Below are 18,447 nucleotides of genomic sequence, written 5' to 3' on the forward strand. Positions count from 1 at the left end.
TTTGAACAGAACTCGGTACATACTGAAATCCTTCTTCCCTGTTCCCTGTTCCCTGTTCCCTGTTCCCTAACTCAACGGAAAATTCAGGAATCAAACCGGATTCCTATATAATATGTAGCTATTATAAATGATTTATGAGAAAATACAGTTAATTTTTATTAAATAGAATCCAAACATCATGAATATTGATTCCCGGTATGATGTTACGACTATTGTTTTAGCAGGTGGTAAAAGCACTCGCATGGGTAGAGATAAAGCCTTAATTCCCATGGGCGGTGTACCCATGTTGCAATTAATTTGTAGTATTGCAGAAGCTTGTACTGATAAAGTTTATATCGTCACTCCTTGGCCAGAACGTTATCAAAAATTGCTCACACCTAACAGTCAATTGATTCCAGAAGTTCCCTTACCTGGGGAAACTGGCAATGAACCTCGAACACATGGACCACTTATAGGTTTTATGCAAGGGTTAGCAGCAGTGGACACAAATTGGGTTCTGTTATTAGCTTGTGATTTACCAAATTTGCGACTAGAAATATTACAAAATTGGATATCTCAATTAGAGACAATTCCAGACGATAAAATAGCGGCTTTGGTACAAAATAATCAAATTTGGCAGCCTTTATGTGGTTTTTATCGCCGTCGTTGTTTACCGGAATTAATTCAGTATATTGAAGCAGGTGGACGTTCTTTTCAGCAGTGGTTAAGGTCTGAGAATGTCGAAGTATTGCCTTTGGAAGATCCCGAAATGCTATTTAATTTTAATAGTCCTGTGTAAGTAAGTAGGTGAACACAATAAAACCAAACTGTGTAAAGAAATGTAAAATCGCCCAAACCCTCTTCACTCTTGCCTCTTGCCTCTTGCCTTTTGCCTTGCCATAACGACAATTTTCAACGCTCACCTACTTATTTCACGCCCACCTACTTAGTTGATTTTTAATGATATAATTAACAGAATTATATATAATGGTTGACAAATAAAATAATTGGTAAAATAGTGATACCAAAATCAGTTAATGCGGTGATAACTGAGTTAAAACTATTATGAATATGAGTAATTTCTCTCTAGAGTTTTTATAATAAATTGCTTTATAGTAAGAATAATTGACTCAATTCCCCAACCGATTAGAATCAGCCAATTATGATATCTAGTATTACAGATTTAGCAGTAAAAGCTGCTATTGCATCCATATCTTTAGAGTCAGCAACAACAGCAGAAAAAATCCAAATGCTGATAGAAATTGGCACAGGCTTTCAAAAAAAGCCGAAAACAGCCCAAGATTTACACAATGCAATTGGGCTATTTGACCGTGCTTATCAGATGTGTGGGGAGGAATATGTTTTACTGAAAGCACGGGCTAAGGTGGGCATTGCAGGGACATTACAGATGATTCCTGATGGGGATTCCCAACTTCTGCAACAAGCACGGGCAGATTATGAGGAAGCTTTGCCCATTTTACAACAATTTGCCCCAGCGGAAGAAGTAGCCGCAGTGCAGATGAATTTGGGGTTAGTTTTCCAATCTTTAGTTCCCTATAATTTAGCCCAGATAACTGAGAGTATTCATGTTTATCATGAGGCTTTGCGGGTATTTACTTGGGAAGATTACCCCCAAGAATATGCGATTTTGTATAATAACATAGCGATCGCCTATCTTTCCATGCCCATGTCATCGGCACAAGAATCTTTACGTCAAGGTTTAGCAGTCCAATCCTTTGAAATCGCCCTCAAGCATATTAACATAATTGACCATCCTAGAGAGTATGCAATGTTGCAAAATAATTTAGGAAATGCCTTACAATATCTAGTGAGTTCCCATCCTGTAGAAAATAATTTACGCGCTGTCTTAGCTTATGATGAAGCTTTAAAAGTGCGTAATTTTCAAGATACACCGTTAGAATATGCTAATACAATTTCTAACAAAGCTAACCTCCTCTTCAACTTACCCGACGACCTCGAAAAACCAGAATTAGGGAATCCCCAAAATCTCTTAAAAGCAGAAGCATACTATCAAGAAGCTTGGCGAATATTTACAGAACATAAGCAATTAGAACAAGCCGAAATAGTAGCCAAAGCCCTACAAGATTTAACCGCAGAAATCCAGGCATTTGCCTTAAATTAACCCCAAAATAGGAGAATGACTATGTTTGATTTAGTTAATGATCCAGGATTTGTCAAATTTTTGCATAGTTTAAATACAGAATTAAATCTCACCACAGGATTTACTTGGTTAATCATCGCAGCAATTTTATCAATGATTGGTGGTGCAATTGGCGGAATTATCCTTGCGGGTAAAGATATAGGATATCAATTTGCAGCCACAATTGGTAGTTTATTTGCACCAGCAGGAGTAATTCCTGCGGTAATTTTAGGGTTATTTATCCTGAATTTATTAGCCAATCATTAGGAGCATATATGTTAGAATTAAGTTGGTTTTCTATTAAGTTATTTCTCAAGGGTAAACTATTCCGTGACCCTATATATTTTCTGCGTCAAACCATAATTGCTAGTGGTATTGGCACGGTTATATTAGTATTATTAGCACAAGCATCAATTCCCCTCTGTATTCCCATTAGTGTAGCTAGTTTAACGACAGGTGCAATTATGCCCTTTCTCTTGCAAGATTTTAAAATGAAATGAGGTTTTAACAATCTCTATAAATAAATCCGTAGGGGCGCAGGGCCTGCGCCCTAAACTAATTTCAAAATAACCAATTAACCCCAGATAAATCCATAAAAATAATGAATAATCTTGAAGAATTGATTACAGATATCAATCGGTTTGAAGCGATTATTGCTAACTGGGATGAAAGTCAACGTTGTGTAGCATTAGGGTTACAAAGAGCAATTGAATCTCTACATAAAGCAGCACTAACTAATTTAATTAAAAGTCTTAAACAAGAAAATATATCAGCCTTACGTCATGCTGTAGATGATGAAATTGTTTATGCAGTTTTGTTATATCACGATTTAGTTAAACCGCCATTATCAGAACGTATCCAAACAGCATTAGCCGAAATTCGTCCCAGCTTACAAAGTCCACCTCAGAATGAATTCTGATAGCCTGCGTGGCGAAGCCATGGCTAATATCAAAAGTCCACCTCAGAATGAATTCTGAAGCTAATATCAAAAGTTCACCTCAGAATGAATTCTGATAGCCTGCGTGGCGAAGCCATGGCTAATATCAAAAGTAAGCTAAAGCTGACTAAAGATAAAATTTTGGGGGAGAATCATAAAAATGTAGTCGGCTTGAGCCGACTTTTGTTATCAGACTGGGAATTCATTCCCAGGCTTTTGTTATCAGACTGGGAATTCATTCCCAGGCTTTCGTTATCAGACTGGGAATTCATTCCCAGGCTTAACTTAACCAAATGGGTAAATGTTGGGTAACATAGGTCAACCCAACCTAAGTAGGTGAACACAATAAAACCAAACTGTGTAAAGAAACGTAAAATCGCTGAAAACTTCTTTACTCTTGCCTCTTGCCTCTTGCCTTGCTATAACGATAATTTTCAACGCCAACCTACTTACTTTAATCTTCCACATCAAACCATACAGGAGAAATATCATCAACCTGTCCATTATAATTAATAGTAATTTCCTGACCTTCCCGAATATATTTATAAGCAACAATATCAATGATATTTTTCGCAAAATTCTTAATATAAACCGCATTGGGGTGATAAGAATGATTAAAAAGAGAAGCAAAACCTAAACCTATTGCCCCGCTTTCTCCATGCCAACCAAAATAATAATTTAATAATACCGTCTTAGTAATTAACTTAACTTGCTGTTTAGGAATAATAATCACAGGGGATGTTTCAATTAAATCTCCTTTAGGAATGTGGATTAAATAACTTACAATTCTAAATGTTGTTGTGGTTTAGCAGTATAGTTCCACTGTGGCAAAAAATCATCAAAGAAAATCTCCATTGTTTCTTTAAAACCCTCAGCAACTTTCTTACCGGTTTGGTAGGCTTTATCAATGATGGTCGTAAAAACCTGTAACCCTTTCTGAGTAGTAGCTTTTGCCATCAGTTTAGCTACAGTGTTAACACTGTCGAAAATAACACCTTTACAAGCCCGACTTAGATGTGGAAACAGCCGATGCTCAATCGGATTGTACTTAGATGTATAAGGAGGATAGTGAGCAATGCGAATTTCAATTCCAATTTCATTCACCAAAGCTTGTAATGCTTCTTTGAATACATAGTAACGAGAACTGTTGCTACCACCACCATCACATAACAGTAGTATAGAGGTAGCCAATTGGTAGCGGTTTTTGCCATAATTATTCCACCAATAACGGATTGAATCACAGGCAAATTCGCTGGTGTCATGGCTAGTACCAATTTGTATAAAACCAATGTTATCCTTTAAATCATATAACCCATGTGGAATTGCTATTCCTGTTGCCAAAGATGGAAAGTCGTGGTCTAATACCTTGATTGGAGCATCAGTATAAATACTTCCTTCTCTATATAAATTGCCAATTAACTCTTTTTTTTACTGTCCATACTAATCACTGGGTTACCCTCAGCAAAATACTGGGTTTTAAGGCTTTCAATCTTCTCAAACTGCTCATTACGATTTTCGCTACTTCCACACGCAATCATTTTCACTGCTTTGCGTTTACGAAATTTATGTTCCCAGAGTAATTGGTCTACAACTGTAACACTGATATTTATGCCTTTTTCGGCTAATAAGTCTGCTATTTGTTGACGAGTTAAGTTTGTCCATTTAATATCCTCGTCCATTGGCGAACCTGCTGTGTGTGTTTCTATTACCGTCAGGAATGCTTCATTGATTCCAGGTATCGTTAACAGTGCTTTTTTTCTTCCTCCTCCTGGACGGCGAATTCTTGGACTGCTGGTTTTACTCGGCTGTTCCAGATCCTCCATCCCTCTATTGATTGTTCTGTAGTTACATCCCAACAATTTACTTATGTATCCAATCCCCCCGTACCCAAGCTTTTTTGCTTCAATCGCTGCATACCGCCTACGGTCTTTCTCCGATAGAGATTCATAGTAATCTTGCATCTGCTTTTCTAGCATTGGAGAGTAGATTTCTATCACGATATTGTTCCCTAATACCTACTTCTTTAGTCTACTATACCCCTGTCACAACTTCTGCATTTTATTTAATCCACATTCCTTAGCAAACTCTTGCTGGGCAAATATACCTCTACCTTTAGTCTCTGTATCACGAAATACTAGCATATAGCAATTCTGTCATGGATAAGAATGATTTTTGACTAGCCATTACAGATAAACGCAGAGAAAATAAATATCAGATCCCCGACTTCTGAACATTGCTTGATAGTTTATAAACATGATTACAAAAGAAGTCGGGGATCTTGGCTGCTATAGCTACTATAAGGTCAATGATCAAAGATGTAGTCATAATTTCCGTAAATTTTAATTTTTTGTGCGAAGTTGATAATATTCATGCTATTATAAATATCCCATGCTAACTATCATTGGTTGTGGCAATCTGAATCGGAATGATGATGCTGTTGGCGTAATTATTGCCCAACGTTTACAGCAACATCTCGCCCAAAATCCTCACCCCAACATCCGCGTTTTTGATTGTGGAACTGCGGGAATGGAAGTGATGTTTCAAGCGAGAGGTAGCGAAAAATTAATTATTCTTGATGCTAGTTGCACAGGTTCAGAGGCAGGTGCTATATTTAGAGTCCCAGGGAATGAACTAGAAGCACTGCCCGAACCTAGTTACAACTTACATGATTTTCGTTGGGATCATGCCTTGGCTGCTGGGAGAAAAATCTTCTTAGATGATTTTCCCCAAGAGGTGACAGTCTATTTAATTGAAGCTGAAAATCTGGATTTTGGACTGGAATTAAGTCCTATTGTGCAACGTTCTGCTGATTTAGTTTTTGCCGAACTAATTATAATTATCCAACAGAATGTGATGGCTTAATCAACAATCTCAAATCCTCAATTGCATCAGATCCAATCACGATAAACTGGCAACTCATCTACTCTCATTTCAAAGGGTACAGTTTGAATATCGGGAGGACAAACCCGGATTTTGGCACTACTAACAATGCCATAAAGAACATTTGCCATAGGGACAATTTGTTGCAAAATTTGCCAGTTAGTAACTTGGTCAGGGCATTCAATTACTAAAGTCAAAATACTCGCGTGAGTTGTGGCATACCAACGACAATTAGACAACAAACTATGAATAATGCGATCGCATCCTTCATAAAAGTATTTGCTAATTGAATGTTCCAGTTGTTGCCGAAGCATAATATCTGCTGATGTTGGCTGTATAGGGTGCTTATCATCAGCATGGAATTGAGGTTCTGTTGTCGCCATTTCCCGTTATTTTCCTATTTATTTACCAATTGCCATTGCGTACAAGATGTCCTTATTGGTTTCTAGAAAGGACTGGGTTTCATCATCATAGAAAGCACCAATACCACTCCAATCTATTCTCCAATAGTTGCTAAATAAATACACTCTCTGTCCGACAAATCCGGCTAATTGCATAGCAGTTTGATAACTCAAATAATCGGACACAAAAAACTCTCGTTACAGCCAGGGCTATTTCGTTCTAAACATAATCCGCCCTGAACTGAAGTTCAAGGCTAATAAATTAAGTCCGTTAAAACGGACTATGAACTTTTCTTTAGTCGTCTTGAGACGACTTTTGCTATTAGACTCAGAATTCATTCTGAGGCGGGCTAGAGAAGAATGAAATAGCCCTGTCGTTACAGCACAATCTCTAGCCATAGCTTGATTGATGTACAAATAACCTGTTTTTTCCCGAAAGTTACCTGCTTTAATGAGATGTGTATTTTTATATAACCCTGGTGAAATTCCCTCGATATCATGCACCACTGAGTAAGTTTCTATTTCCTCAAGATTCTCTGTTGGGATTGGTTGTTGAACTGCTTACAAAATTTGCCAATAGATATTTTGAGGAATAGACTGCCTTTGAAAACGCCTAATAGAACGCCTATTCCAAACGTTCTCAAACAACCGTTCTCGGTTAAAATTGAATTGAGGATGTTCTAGCTTTTGCTGGTGAGTAGTAGGGGGCAGGGGAGGGAAGAACAGAAGTTTTTTCCCATTACCCGTCAAAATAAATTTGACGAACTACTAGGGTGTAAAGACATTGTTCGATAGGCATCTTCAACACATTGATTAATTGGAAAATCGTCAGTACCACAGCCAAAAAGAACAGGTAGTCTTAAAGGTCTGACTGATTTTTATGGCGCTTCTTGGCGATATCGCACAACTAGTAATAAACTCCTTATTCTCAAATTCTAAATCTGCATTGAGAATAAGTTTATCAAAATCAAAACATAGTTGTGTGTTGTTTTCATGAAGATATGCCAAAGCAGCGACAGCACCCAAATGGTGTCCGCTATCCAACAAACAATATCTAAAACTCCTGTCTTGATATTTCCAGCTAGACCTATGATAAACACAACTAACTAAAAAAATGAATCCGTTGATACTTTTATTTAGTCAATACCTTGTCCATTTTCTGCTTTGTTGGGTTAAGCGACAGCGCAACCTAACGCATTTGTTGGGTTTCATGCTGATTGCTCCGCAACGCTAACGCGAACAACCCAACCTACAAATCAAGGCTTTTAGATCCTACACAATCTGGACAGACTTCATTTTCTCTCATTTTACCAAAACGATAAAATAATTAAATTTATCCACCTGACTACAATATGAACTGTTAAATAGTAGATATGGGAAATCCCGAATATTCCAGAACAAATGGGATTAATTACCTATTATGCAAAATCATACGAATAGATTTTCATGGTTTGATGTAACAGATGATGTTAAAGAATTATTGATCTTAGCAGCACAGAATTGGGAAAACACCGAAGAATCTACAAAATATATGCAGCAAGCGTTAGCTAAAACAGAAGATAACACAGATGTTTTAGTTGCAGCTTATAGATATTTTTACTACAAAAATAATTATGTCTTAGCACTGACAACAGCAGAGAAAATAACCGCTAGAATAAAAAAAGCGGAAAGTCTACCTGATAATTGGCAAGAACTTAAACCTATCCTAGTTAACCGTCACCAAGAACCCGAAATCAGATTGTACTTAACTGCTTATGCTGCTTCAGGTTTGGTATTAGCTAAACTAGGAAAGATAGAACAAGCGAAAGAAATCAGTACCAAAATAAAAAGTATTGATCAAAAAAATGATTTTGGTGCTGGTATTCTTCTCGATATTTTAACTCGTCCACCAGAAGAAGACGATTAAATATGACAACTACAAGCAATCAACAAATTACGAATCATGAATAATTGGTTATCTTTCAACTCAAATTCCCAGCTAATATCGTCATTTTCTACCCAGAATACTGTGATTCTACCAGGAATGCCTACATCTCCCTTGACTCCTGTAACTAAAATGCCTCAAACATCTCCTCCTATAATTTTTTTACCTAATTCTGCACAGTCAATATTTTAAAATTTATGCAAGGTCAGGATTTATTTGTTGCTGAAAATGGAGAATATCAAGTTTGTAAATCAGCAAGATCATGGGATTTATTGCGTGATAATTATCGTCTCTATCGCTTTTTAACTGAAGTCGAAGATGTTCTCAAAAATGTCGAAGATGAATCAACACGACTACCAGAAATTAGAATGTTGGTAAGACGATTAATGATAAATTCCTATTGGGTACAAAGTCAATCTTTACAACCTGATCCAAAAACGGGAATCTCTGTTTTACTATTATATGATGAATTAGGATTTCCTTTAACTGTACAAACAGTAACATTTGCACCGGGAACAACTTCTACTATTCATAATCATGGAACATGGGGAATAGTGGCAATCTTAAAAGGTCAGGAAAAAAATACATTTTGGAAACGTAGTTATGATCCAGAATTTCCTGATAAAATTGAAAAAACAGGAGAAATAAATTTATCCCCCGGTGATATTGTGAGTTTTACACCGCAAACAATACATCAGGTTCAAGCCATTGGTGAAGAACCAACAATAACATTTAATATTTATGGAGAAACTAACCCAAAACAGAGATTTGAATTTGATGTAACTAACCACATTGCTAAAAGATTTTAAAAGTAGTAGCAAAAAAATAAATAACAGATTATGCTGATAAATATTATAGAAAATAAGATCCCCGACTTCTTTTTAGATATTGTCAATAAATGAATAATTAATCTTAGAAGTCGGGGATCTAAGTGTTAGCTATCAATCAAAATAATCATCTTCCATCTGCGTTTATCTGCGTTCATCTGCGGTTAATTATTTCCTATCCAAACATCCAACTATAACCTTATAGGAGAAACGGCAATGGCCAGAGTAATTTTCTATGAAAAACCAGGCTGTAAAGGTGGTACAAAGCAAAAAGTTTTGCTAACAGCAGCAGGTCATGAAGTAGTAGCATATAACCTATTAACAGAACCTTGGACAGTGGAAAAATTGCGGTCATTTTTTGGCGATCGCCCTGTCAGTGAATGGTTCAATAAAGCCGCACCTATTGTAAAATCAGGAGAGGTGAATCCTGAAAACATCACCGCTGAAAATGCTTTAGTCATGATGCTGAGAGATCCCTTATTAATCCGTCGTCCCTTGATCCAAGTAGGGGATAAAAGAGAAGTAGGCTTTGATGTTGAGAAAATTGACGCATGGATAGGCTTAAAAGCCGTAGATGAGTCTTTAAAACAAATGAGTGAACACCTCATGCAGCAGAACCTCCAAGGCTGCACTCATGGACATAATCACGACCACCATCATGGTAAAGGTGGTTGTAAAAATCACTGACAAGGACATGAGGTATTAAAAAATCTCTACCCGCTTCTTTCTTAGTTATCAAAGTTATTCAGAGAACAAAGGCGGGTAAAAACAATAATTTATCGGTGTTGCTGATTAAGGGTATGAATTTTAGTCTCACGCAAAGGCGCAAAGGCGCAAAGGTAAGAGTTTTAAGGGTTAAATTTGGGAATTTTATACCTCAATTCAATATGGCTACGCCACGCAGGCTATCAGCAACACCATTTATCTATAATCCTGTGTTTGAATGTCCCGTAATCTCGCTGCATCACGCATACCATAATCAGTGCGAGTAAAGCGATTTAGCTGCATTTCAAAAAATTCCCGATTTGCTTGTAAATGCTTGGGGTTTTCATCATCTAAGGGATACAAAAGGGCAGTTCTTAAAGCTTGAATTACCGCCGATGTGACATTATACATTGAACGTTGAAAAGTAATCCCCAATTGAATCAAAATATCCTCTTCTCCTCGACAATATTCTTGATAATAATCAACAAGATATTGAGGCAAAAAGTGCAACATATCTTGCATTAATAATGTGGGGGGAATACCTGCTGTACCAACGGGAAAGACATCAGCGTAAAGAATGCCATAATGGAAGTCTTTTTGATCTTCTGGAACTTGTCCTGCTTGAGCATTATAAGACTTTGTACCTCTAAATGGTGCTGTGCGATAAAAAACAGCTTCTACATAGGGTAATGCGGCTTCATATAACCAGGTAAAACCTTTAGATTTGGGGATGATTTCATAACATTCACCATCAATATAAACATGATGATAAATGGGACGACCTGCAATAGCAAATATGCCATTTACGAGAAAGTTCATGGCATCAGGTACACCTTGGAAACCACCTTCATCATAAATATCTGACATTTCAAAAAATACTGGTGCCATGACTTCCCAGAAAAGTCCGAGATTAGAATAATAGGACATCATCCGGCACTGTTCCAAAAACATATCGGGAAACAGTTTATAAAGTCCTAACATGAGGGGATTTTTCCGAAAATAAGCTTTAATGGCTTTATCAGCATTAGTTTTATATTCTTCGGAATCTAAATAGGCATCAAATTGATTAACAGGTGCATACATTTTGCGATGCCATAACATAGCCTGCATACAAGCTTCCGCAAATTCCATGTTAATTCTGTCATGGAATAAATGATGGAAAATTTTCGGCATTTTGGTAGTTTCACCTTTTTCCATAAATGCCAAAAGTTCTGGGTGTGCAGTGGCTATACCTCGCCAAATTCTTAAATCAGCATCATCCCCGGCATAGTGATTATGTAAGTCTAAATATTCTTGGGGTAAGAAATATTTAAAAGCTGGTAAAGGATCTAAAAATACTCTTTCGGCAATATAAAGTAAGTCTCGCCAATAGAAATCCATTGGTACAGCATAAGCTTTATAAATACCGATAATTTGCATGAGGTTTTCTGGAGTATCTGGCAACATTGAACCGCCAGCTTCTAAGCGATGAATAATTTCTGCAAATTCGTGTTTTGAAGGTGGGATTTTTGTATTTGGTTTAGCTGGAGTTTGTACCATAATATTTTTGTTTTGGTTAATAAAATTTTTTTGATTGCGGAACAGTTTTCTTCTCGTTCCCATACTCTGTGTGGGAATTTCTCGTTCCCATACTCTGTGTGGGAATGAATTCTAGAAGGCTCTGCCTTCAATAATATTAGAATTAGAGGCAGAGCCTCTGTGATAGCATTCCCAGTCGGAGACTGGGAACGAGATAACTACTTCAAGGCAATTACGGTTTTTGCGGTGGTGGGAACTGCCGCTACCATAGCGGTAGTTGTGGTTTCACTCCAACGCACTAACCAAACTGGTTGTACTCCTAAAAAGATAATTAAGAATGCCAAAATTAGCGCGGGGACTTTTTCATTCCATAATACTCTGGGATAGTAAGCTAGGTTATTTTGCAGTTTGCCAAAACAGGTACGGTTGAGAAGAATAACAAAATAAACTGCGGTTAAACCAGATGCTACTACACATAAAATTGTGGGAATAGGAAAGGTTGAAAAACTGCCTTGAAAGGAAATAAATTCCGCAATAAAACCTGTTAAACCGGGAATACCAGCACTAGCCATGCCACTTAAAACCAGTAAGGCACTAATTAATGGTAAACCGCGAATAGGACTCATTAAACCATTCAGTTTGTCTAATTCTCTTGTCCCAACTTTGGTTTCAATAACTCCGACTAAATGGAAGAGAATAGCAAGAATAATTCCATGACTAAACATTTGGGCGACTGCGCCAACTAATGCTAAGGGTGTGGCGGCTGCTGCTGCTAGTAAAATATAGCCCATGTGGCCGATAGAACTATATGCTACCATGCGTTTGATGTCTGTTTGGGCGATCGCTACAACTGCCCCATAAATCGCGCTAATTGCCCCCCAAATTGCTAAAGTTGGGGCGATAATCTGCCAAGTTTGAGGAAACATTCCCAAGCCAAATCGTAATAATCCATAAGTTCCCAGTTTCGCTAAGACTCCACCTAGCAAAATAGCGATAGGTGTGGAAGCTTCAACATAAGCATCTGGTAGCCAAGTATGGAAAGGAATTAATGGAATCTTGATACCAAAACCTAAAACTATTCCTGCTAATAATACTAATTGCATTCCCGCAGAAATGTTTTGAGTTGCCACAGCATCAAAGGCAAAACTATGAGAACCAGTTAACCACACCATTCCTAAAAATGTGGCTAAAATTAAAGCCCCAGAAATGGCGGTATAAATCAGGAATTTCATGCCTGCATAAGCTCGTTTTTCTCCTCCCCAAATAGAAATTAGTAAATAAAAGGGAATTAATTCCAATTCATAGAATAGGAAGAACAAAAGCAAATTTTCTGATAAGAAAGCACCAGCAACGCCACCACTAACAAACAAAATCAGGGAATAAAATAACCGAGGACGTTCTATATCTTTACTGCTGCTATAAATAGCAATCCAAGTGAGTAAGCTATTTAACACCAACATTAATACTGATAGTCCATCAACTCCTAATTGATAATTCAAACCTAATGTTTCATTCCAAGGTAGATATTCTGTAAACTGCATCCCTGGATTGCTGATATCAAATTTTAACAAAATGAAAATATTCCACAGCAAAACTAAACCTGTGACGATTAAAGATACTAACCGAATCTGACTCGCAGGAATATTTTTTGCTGGATAAAAACCGATGATTATAGCGGCTATAATTGGTAGCCAAATTAAAACACTCAACATATTTATTAATTGGTAATTGGTAATTGGTAATTGGTAATTGGTAATTGGTAATTGGTAATATAGCGGTTCTCAATTGAGTGAGATACAAGAACCCCATCCCCAACCCCCTCCAATATCAAAAGTTTATCCTTTTCTTCCCCCCGCTGTGGGGGGTCCGAGGATGGGGCTATGATGTATCTCATTCAAGTGCTTCTGCGAGAAAGGTGCTTGTTAATCACTGGATTATTCCTAATCTTATTTAGATGGTATACTATCATTTTAGATTATTATCAGCAATCTAAATTATAGATAGTTAGAAAATTAAATCCATGAGTTGAATTCCCCAGAAAGGCCATGTTACCCAAGCACCTAAAACACCAACTCCTAAAAGCACTGTTAAGGCATAAGATTGAGTTTGTCCATTGTTGCTATATTTCAAGCCTTCACCACCTAAAAGAGAAAATAAACCCACAAAATTGACGATACCATCTATTACAAATCTGTCCAGCATATCGGCAAATTTAGAAAGTTGGGCAACGCCGAAAATAATGGTAACTTTGTAAATTTGAGGGGTGTAAAAATCGTAAGCAAATAGGTTTTGTAAACCTTGCCAGGGTAAACGAATTGGTTTGGGAATGTTGCCTAAATAGATGATGCTACTAATACTACAACCGAAGATACTAGACCAAATTAATAGCAGGGCTACGTCTTTATTTAATGTTGCCCAGACGGGAAGTAATGATAAACTTTGTAAAACTAAAGGTAGATGCAAAACAAAGCCAGATAAAACCATCATTGGTAAAACCATCAACCATAAAGCTTCGGGAGAACGTTCACTCATTTGTTTGGGTTTACCACCAAAGATTAAAGCAAATTCTCTAGTTAAACTAAATGTAGTTAAAGCATTAACAAAAATTACTATTCCTACTAAAATCGGATGTGTTTCCCATAAACCATCAGCTAGTTTAAACAATGCCCAAAAACTACCTAAAGGGGGAAAACCAATTAAACCCAATGTACCGATAATAAATGCTATCCCAGACATGGGGCGGCGTGACCATAATCCACCGAGTTGGGTAACATCTTGGGTGACACTGTTCCAAACAATTCCCCCGGTACTCATAACTAATAATGCAGCGGACAAGGCATGGGTGAGGACTAATAATAATGCGGCTTCATCCTGCTGTGTGCCTACAGCAATAAATATCAAGCCCATGTAAACACTGACAGAATAGGATAAACAGCGTTTAATGTCAATTTGAGCGATCGCAATTAACGCCCCACCAATCGCTGTCACCGCCCCAATCGCCACTATCGCCGAAGATGCCACAGGTGATAAACTAAACACAGGTTGCAATTTAATTAATACCCATGCCCCACTGGCAACCACCACCGAACTCCGCAAAATTGTACTGGGAACAGGTCCCTCCATCGCCTCATCTAACCACAAATGCAAAGGAAACTGGGCGCATTTACCCATAGGTCCAGCTATTAACCCCAAGCACACTAAAGTAATAATTGTCGGGTCAACATTCGCTGTAGTCGCCCATGCAGCTAACTCTGTATAATTCCAAGTCCCTGAAAGTGTCCACAGTCCCAAGACACCCATTAATAAAAATAAGTCTCCCACCCGTTTGGTCAAAAAAGCATCTCGCGCCCCGGTGACTACTAAGGGCTGACTAAACCACAAACCTACTAATAGGTAAGTTCCCAAAGTCAGGATTTCCAGAATTACATAACTGAAAAATAAATCGTTACACAAAACTAAGGCACAAAGACCAGCTTCAAATAATCCCAATAAGGAAAAGAAGCGTCCCCAACCCCAGTCCATTTCCATATAACCAATGGCATATATCTGCGCCAGCAAGTTCAAGCCGGTAATAATAATTACTGCCCCGATGCTGACAGCAGAAATTTCTAAATTAATTGTCAGATTTAAACCTGCTGTTGATAGCCAAGGAATAAATACTTCTTTAGCTGGATGATTCCAAATAGCAAAGAAAGCAAAGACGGCATGGAAAAAGGAGATAAAGGTCATCACCACGTTGACATATCCCGCCGGTCGAGGACCAGTTTTGCGAATGATTCCCGGCGACCAAGGTATGGCTAAAAGCCCACCTATCAAAGCATAAACCGGAATTAGCCAAATAGTGTCTAGCAAATATTGATCCATTCAATTACTCCTATAGTTTGCAGCAAAAATTAAAGAAAACAGACTTACTAGCGTTGATCCCTCTCAACCTAGTGATGACAGATAATGAAAATTTATCTTGATTTAATATTGTTAGAAATAGCTTACCGTTATCTGTGCCAAAAAAGAATTACCTAATTAAACAAATTCACGATATTTCTTGTAAAGAATTCTTATATTTCAATCAATTGAATTATCAAATGGTAACTATTATTTTGAGTCTATGGATTGTATTTGTCTATAGTATCTATAGTATAGGGGCGGCATTTTCCACCCCGATCAAATTCACACTTTAGCAATTATGTCAAGCTGCAAATTGGGTAAATTACTTTCCGCAATGATCACTGCTGGGCTGAGTTGGCTAATGGGCGCTGGTTTCATATCCCGGTAATCAATAATCTGGACAACAATTAGGTATGCGATCGCCAGAAGTATAGAAATTGCCCCTGTAATAATCGCAACTATTTGAGAACGGTTCATGGGTGTTTCCTGTAAATTAAGTTATTGAGAGACTTCTATATCTAGATTGGCATAAACTCTGAGATCAGTTTCATTTGCCAAAATATATCCAAAACTGATAAGATAACGAGAATGACCGTATATAAGTAATCGGACAAAATTAATTACACAAAAATCCGGGCTGAAATCCTTGACTGGCAAAGAATTGGTAAATAACCAATATGTAATTAATTCTGTCCAGGTACTTATCACTAAATTAATAAATTAATATGTTTAATTTAAAAGGGATCAAAGCGATAGCGTTCAGCAGTCCACAGAAATCGCATAACTAATGTAATGTTTTCTTACATGACAAAATTAGCTAAAACTATATATTTATCTAATCCAGTTTATGCGCGAATAATTACACAAACATATCATACTAATTGAATTATGGATAAGCATATTAAACAGATAATTAAAGAAAATCTCAAAAAATCAATTAGGAATTTTTTCAAAGGTAAGAAAATAGAAAATTACCAAGTATTAGATGATATTTTTCCCAAAGAAAGGCGAATACGTTCTCTGATTGGTGGACTAGAAACAAGTTTAGGAACAACTTGCTGGGAACCTATAGCTAAAACTTTAGCAGAATTAAATGGATTTGAAATCGTTACTGAAAAAATATTACGTCCTCAACCATTTCCTAAAGAATTAGATATTGAACTAAATAAGCTAATTTCCGAACGTGAAAATAAATATAATGGAAATATTGTTGATACGCAAGAATGTATACAGCGACTTAAACAAGCTGCTTTGAAAATTAATCCCGAAGAAATCATCAAATACAAATCTCCTCCTTCTGGAACAGGTGTAGATATTCATTTTTCCAAAAATTGTATTGAATATGTTTTTGATATTAAAACTACACAACCAAATCAAAGTGGTTTCAAAGGATTTAACAAACAAATTCTAGAATGGTATGCTTACAGATTTGCTAAAAATCCTCATGCTAACTTAGAAGCACGTATCACTATTCCTTTTAATTTACCTTTGGGGGTTAAAGTCCCCTGCTTCTAAAAGCAGCGGGTTTTGCGTCGGGGTAAAATCCCCGTTGCAAAACGTAATTCTAAATTCTAAATTCTGCATTCTTTTAATCCTTTTAAAAAATCTTGGTATGAAAAGCAAAAGAGTATGCTATCTAGTTCACCTCTAGATACTACCCAAGATATATGGGTTGAAAATGAATTTTGGGATTTTTGTTCTGGAAAGGAAAATACATTTGAGGAGTTACAATCACTTTTTGTTGAATTAGGACAAGAAAACTTTGCAGAAGAATTTCGTGATATTTTTTATCCAAATTAGTTAGATATCAAGAATCTTTAGTAATTCTTTAGCTACATATTCAACAACAGGTACAGGAACAGCATTACCAAACTGTTTTTTAGCAACCTCATCTTTTTTATGGTATTCAAAATTCAGAGGAAATCCTTGTAACTTACAAGCGTGTTTTGCAGTAATGGGTATATATTTCTGCGGTTGATAAATTTTTTCTAAGAAAAGATTTTTATATTCCTGTGGATGATTAGCATGAATAGACACAGTTGCAATATAGTCTTTAGAACCAGTAGCAGTTAAAGTTGGGAAAATTTCAGCAGTAGGTAAAATAATTCTATAAATATTATTAATACCTGTCATATTTTTAGAATTTACAAATTCATATTTATGATCAGATGTTAACCGGAATATTCCTTTTTTAACTAAAATATTTAATTCACTGATCTCTATATCAGTGATGATTTCTCGGAAATCATCAAAACATAAAGGATTACCATCTTTATTGCCATATTTCTTGCTTCTTCTATATTTAAGAAGTGTTAAGCAAATTATTTTTTCTCTGTCACTAGTATTGATAATATCCCAAGAATGAATTGTTGTATGTCCATTTCTTAAATCAGAAAAAATGAAAAAATCATTTAACTCATCATCTTTTTGAAATCTTGTTCTTGATGGTGGAATTACACCTTTAAATAAAGTATTTGCATCTAGTTTAACTTTTTCAACAAAATTAATATTTTTTAATTCATCCAAAATATCTAAAACTTTTGGGTGAATATTCAAAGGTTTAGGAAATTTATACTCCTGACATCTTTCTATATCCCTTCTAATCCCAACAATAAAAACTCTATCTCTATTTTGAGGTAAACCAAAATCGTAAGCATGAAGAACTTTCCATTTCATGCAATATCCTGTATTTGCCAATTCGTTAAGAATCAGTTCCAAATTATCCCGATTTTTAGGACTTGCTAATCCACTAACATTTTCAAAAATGAATCCTTTCGGTTGATTTTTATTCACTAGTCGAATTACATCAAACCATAATTTTCCTCGCTTGTCTTCAAATCCTCTTAAACAACCGGCAACAGACCAAGGTTGACAGGGAACACCACCAACAATGATGTCAACACTATGTGGAAGTTGACTAATTTTTGTGATATCTCCTAATTCAATTTCATGTTTATTAAAGTAACTAATAAAATTTTGCTGATAAACTTTAATTGCTTGTTTGTCTATTTCAGAATAGCCTAAACATTGACCACCTAATTTATCTAAAGCAATTCTAAATCCACCAATACCAGCAAAAAGATCAATAAAAGTGAATTGTTTTTGATGAGTTACTAATTTTAGAGGTAATTCTACTTGTTTTGATATTGGTGAAAATATAGATTTCATATTTGTTAGCTATTGTATCAACTAACTATTACATAGTTATAAATTTAGTATATCATCAAATA

At 36.4% G+C, this 18,447-nt stretch carries 18 protein-coding genes and 4 pseudogenes; 11 read left to right on the forward strand and 11 right to left on the reverse strand.

Features of this window, described 5'->3' with window-relative positions:
- The first annotated feature begins 178 nt into the window (after positions 1-178).
- From HEQ36_RS02220 to HEQ36_RS02245, 6 genes and pseudogenes are all read left to right on the forward strand, one after another.
- Complete coding sequence (locus HEQ36_RS02220; RefSeq protein ID WP_053539630.1) at positions 179-778, forward strand: molybdenum cofactor guanylyltransferase; 600 nt, start codon at positions 179-181, stop codon at positions 776-778.
- Positions 779-1,141: 363 nt separating this feature from the next.
- Positions 1,142-2,122 carry a hypothetical protein gene (locus HEQ36_RS02225; protein WP_168636474.1) on the forward strand — a complete coding sequence of 327 codons (981 nt, stop codon included), beginning with the start codon at positions 1,142-1,144 and terminating at the stop codon, positions 2,120-2,122.
- A 21-nt stretch (positions 2,123-2,143) separates the two neighbouring features.
- The gene (locus HEQ36_RS02230; protein ID WP_027401671.1) at positions 2,144-2,407 is read left to right on the forward strand and encodes a hypothetical protein; all 264 of its coding nucleotides are present in this window, start codon (positions 2,144-2,146) and stop codon (positions 2,405-2,407) included.
- A gap of 8 nt (positions 2,408-2,415) precedes the next feature.
- Complete coding sequence (locus HEQ36_RS02235) at positions 2,416-2,640, forward strand: hypothetical protein (protein ID WP_053539628.1); 225 nt, start codon at positions 2,416-2,418, stop codon at positions 2,638-2,640.
- A gap of 101 nt (positions 2,641-2,741) precedes the next feature.
- Positions 2,742-3,038, forward strand: a pseudogene (locus HEQ36_RS02240) (hypothetical protein); the annotation flags it as partial.
- A gap of 105 nt (positions 3,039-3,143) precedes the next feature.
- Positions 3,144-3,389 carry a hypothetical protein gene (locus tag HEQ36_RS02245; protein ID WP_168636473.1) on the forward strand — a complete coding sequence of 82 codons (246 nt, stop codon included), beginning with the start codon at positions 3,144-3,146 and terminating at the stop codon, positions 3,387-3,389.
- A 142-nt stretch (positions 3,390-3,531) separates the two neighbouring features.
- Here the strand turns inward: HEQ36_RS02245 and HEQ36_RS02250 are convergent, their stop codons facing one another.
- Positions 3,532-3,864, reverse strand: coding sequence for an SET domain-containing protein-lysine N-methyltransferase (locus tag HEQ36_RS02250; RefSeq protein ID WP_367272377.1), 333 nt, complete (start codon positions 3,862-3,864; stop codon positions 3,532-3,534).
- Positions 3,858-5,053, reverse strand: a pseudogene (locus HEQ36_RS25935) (ISAzo13 family transposase). Before HEQ36_RS25935 ends, HEQ36_RS02250 begins: the two are co-directional and overlap by 7 nt.
- Positions 5,054-5,465: 412 nt before the next feature.
- On the opposite strand from HEQ36_RS25935, the gene HEQ36_RS02265 reads away from it, so the two are divergent.
- Positions 5,466-5,939 (forward strand): hydrogenase maturation protease, encoded by a 474-nt coding sequence (locus HEQ36_RS02265; protein ID WP_053539627.1) that lies wholly within the window; start codon positions 5,466-5,468, stop codon positions 5,937-5,939.
- A gap of 26 nt (positions 5,940-5,965) precedes the next feature.
- Here the strand turns inward: HEQ36_RS02265 and HEQ36_RS02270 are convergent, their stop codons facing one another.
- The 3 genes and pseudogenes from HEQ36_RS02270 to HEQ36_RS25940 form a co-directional block, all read right to left on the reverse strand.
- Positions 5,966-6,340, reverse strand: a complete 375-nt coding sequence (locus HEQ36_RS02270; protein WP_168503727.1) for a hypothetical protein — start codon at positions 6,338-6,340, stop codon at positions 5,966-5,968.
- Positions 6,341-6,358: 18 nt separating this feature from the next.
- Positions 6,359-6,550 (reverse strand): annotated as a pseudogene (locus HEQ36_RS02275) (SagB/ThcOx family dehydrogenase); the annotation flags it as partial.
- Between the two features lie 18 nt (positions 6,551-6,568).
- Positions 6,569-6,865 (reverse strand): hypothetical protein, encoded by a 297-nt coding sequence (locus HEQ36_RS25940; RefSeq protein ID WP_242032346.1) that lies wholly within the window; start codon positions 6,863-6,865, stop codon positions 6,569-6,571.
- A 913-nt stretch (positions 6,866-7,778) separates the two neighbouring features.
- Here HEQ36_RS25940 and HEQ36_RS02285 point away from each other — a divergent pair.
- The 3 genes from HEQ36_RS02285 (at position 7,779) to HEQ36_RS02295 (ending at position 9,796) form a co-directional block, all read left to right on the forward strand.
- Positions 7,779-8,264: a hypothetical protein gene (locus HEQ36_RS02285; protein WP_168466059.1), complete on the forward strand. Its 486-nt coding sequence runs from the start codon at positions 7,779-7,781 to the stop codon at positions 8,262-8,264.
- Positions 8,265-8,479: 215 nt separating this feature from the next.
- Positions 8,480-9,091 carry a cupin gene (locus tag HEQ36_RS02290; protein WP_168636472.1) on the forward strand — a complete coding sequence of 204 codons (612 nt, stop codon included), beginning with the start codon at positions 8,480-8,482 and terminating at the stop codon, positions 9,089-9,091.
- Between the two features lie 234 nt (positions 9,092-9,325).
- The gene (locus HEQ36_RS02295; RefSeq protein ID WP_168636471.1) at positions 9,326-9,796 is read left to right on the forward strand and encodes an ArsC/Spx/MgsR family protein; all 471 of its coding nucleotides are present in this window, start codon (positions 9,326-9,328) and stop codon (positions 9,794-9,796) included.
- 234 nt (positions 9,797-10,030) lie between these two features.
- On the opposite strand, the gene HEQ36_RS02300 is transcribed toward HEQ36_RS02295, so the two are convergent.
- The 5 genes from HEQ36_RS02300 to HEQ36_RS02320 form a co-directional block, all read right to left on the reverse strand.
- Positions 10,031-11,353, reverse strand: a complete 1,323-nt coding sequence (locus tag HEQ36_RS02300) for a CO2 hydration protein (protein ID WP_053541301.1) — start codon at positions 11,351-11,353, stop codon at positions 10,031-10,033.
- Positions 11,354-11,550: 197 nt separating this feature from the next.
- A complete protein-coding gene (locus tag HEQ36_RS02305; protein ID WP_168636470.1) occupies positions 11,551-13,044 on the reverse strand; it encodes an NADH-quinone oxidoreductase subunit M in 1,494 nt (497 codons plus the stop codon).
- 292 nt (positions 13,045-13,336) lie between these two features.
- Positions 13,337-15,196: an NAD(P)H-quinone oxidoreductase subunit F gene (locus tag HEQ36_RS02310; protein ID WP_053539621.1), complete on the reverse strand. Its 1,860-nt coding sequence runs from the start codon at positions 15,194-15,196 to the stop codon at positions 13,337-13,339.
- Positions 15,197-15,499: 303 nt separating this feature from the next.
- On the reverse strand, positions 15,500-15,694 hold the full coding sequence (locus HEQ36_RS02315) for a hypothetical protein (protein ID WP_039201149.1): 195 nt from the start codon (positions 15,692-15,694) through the stop codon (positions 15,500-15,502).
- A 21-nt stretch (positions 15,695-15,715) separates the two neighbouring features.
- A complete protein-coding gene (locus tag HEQ36_RS02320) occupies positions 15,716-15,925 on the reverse strand; it encodes a hypothetical protein (protein ID WP_152540426.1) in 210 nt (69 codons plus the stop codon).
- Positions 15,926-16,105: 180 nt separating this feature from the next.
- Here HEQ36_RS02320 and HEQ36_RS02325 point away from each other — a divergent pair.
- Positions 16,106-17,017 (forward strand): annotated as a pseudogene (locus HEQ36_RS02325) (TdeIII family type II restriction endonuclease).
- On the opposite strand, the gene HEQ36_RS02330 reads toward HEQ36_RS02325, so the two are convergent.
- On the reverse strand, positions 17,018-18,385 hold the full coding sequence (locus HEQ36_RS02330) for a DNA cytosine methyltransferase (protein WP_053539620.1): 1,368 nt from the start codon (positions 18,383-18,385) through the stop codon (positions 17,018-17,020).
- Positions 18,386-18,447: the final 62 nt, after the last annotated feature.

Origin of the sequence: Anabaena sp. 54 (assembly GCF_017355725.1) — a bacterium.
GTDB classification, from domain to species: domain Bacteria; phylum Cyanobacteriota; class Cyanobacteriia; order Cyanobacteriales; family Nostocaceae; genus Dolichospermum; species Dolichospermum heterosporum.

Excerpts from the sequence above, each read along its gene's own strand:
- HEQ36_RS02220 (WP_053539630.1), top strand. The coding sequence starts at position 179 with ATGAATATTGATTCCCGGTATGATGTTACGACTATTGTTTTAGCAGGT.
- HEQ36_RS02225 (WP_168636474.1), top strand. The coding sequence starts at position 1,142 with ATGATATCTAGTATTACAGATTTAGCAGTAAAAGCTGCTATTGCATCC.
- HEQ36_RS02230 (WP_027401671.1), top strand. The coding sequence starts at position 2,144 with ATGTTTGATTTAGTTAATGATCCAGGATTTGTCAAATTTTTGCATAGT.
- HEQ36_RS02235 (WP_053539628.1), top strand. The coding sequence starts at position 2,416 with ATGTTAGAATTAAGTTGGTTTTCTATTAAGTTATTTCTCAAGGGTAAA.
- HEQ36_RS02245 (WP_168636473.1), top strand. The coding sequence starts at position 3,144 with ATGAATTCTGATAGCCTGCGTGGCGAAGCCATGGCTAATATCAAAAGT.
- HEQ36_RS02265 (WP_053539627.1), top strand. The coding sequence starts at position 5,466 with ATGCTAACTATCATTGGTTGTGGCAATCTGAATCGGAATGATGATGCT.
- HEQ36_RS02270 (WP_168503727.1), bottom strand. The coding sequence starts at position 6,340 with ATGGCGACAACAGAACCTCAATTCCATGCTGATGATAAGCACCCTATA.
- HEQ36_RS02285 (WP_168466059.1), top strand. The coding sequence starts at position 7,779 with ATGCAAAATCATACGAATAGATTTTCATGGTTTGATGTAACAGATGAT.
- HEQ36_RS02290 (WP_168636472.1), top strand. The coding sequence starts at position 8,480 with ATGCAAGGTCAGGATTTATTTGTTGCTGAAAATGGAGAATATCAAGTT.
- HEQ36_RS02295 (WP_168636471.1), top strand. The coding sequence starts at position 9,326 with ATGGCCAGAGTAATTTTCTATGAAAAACCAGGCTGTAAAGGTGGTACA.
- HEQ36_RS02300 (WP_053541301.1), bottom strand. The coding sequence starts at position 11,353 with ATGGTACAAACTCCAGCTAAACCAAATACAAAAATCCCACCTTCAAAA.
- HEQ36_RS02305 (WP_168636470.1), bottom strand. The coding sequence starts at position 13,044 with ATGTTGAGTGTTTTAATTTGGCTACCAATTATAGCCGCTATAATCATC.
- HEQ36_RS02310 (WP_053539621.1), bottom strand. The coding sequence starts at position 15,196 with ATGGATCAATATTTGCTAGACACTATTTGGCTAATTCCGGTTTATGCT.
- HEQ36_RS02315 (WP_039201149.1), bottom strand. The coding sequence starts at position 15,694 with ATGAACCGTTCTCAAATAGTTGCGATTATTACAGGGGCAATTTCTATA.
- HEQ36_RS02330 (WP_053539620.1), bottom strand. The coding sequence starts at position 18,385 with ATGAAATCTATATTTTCACCAATATCAAAACAAGTAGAATTACCTCTA.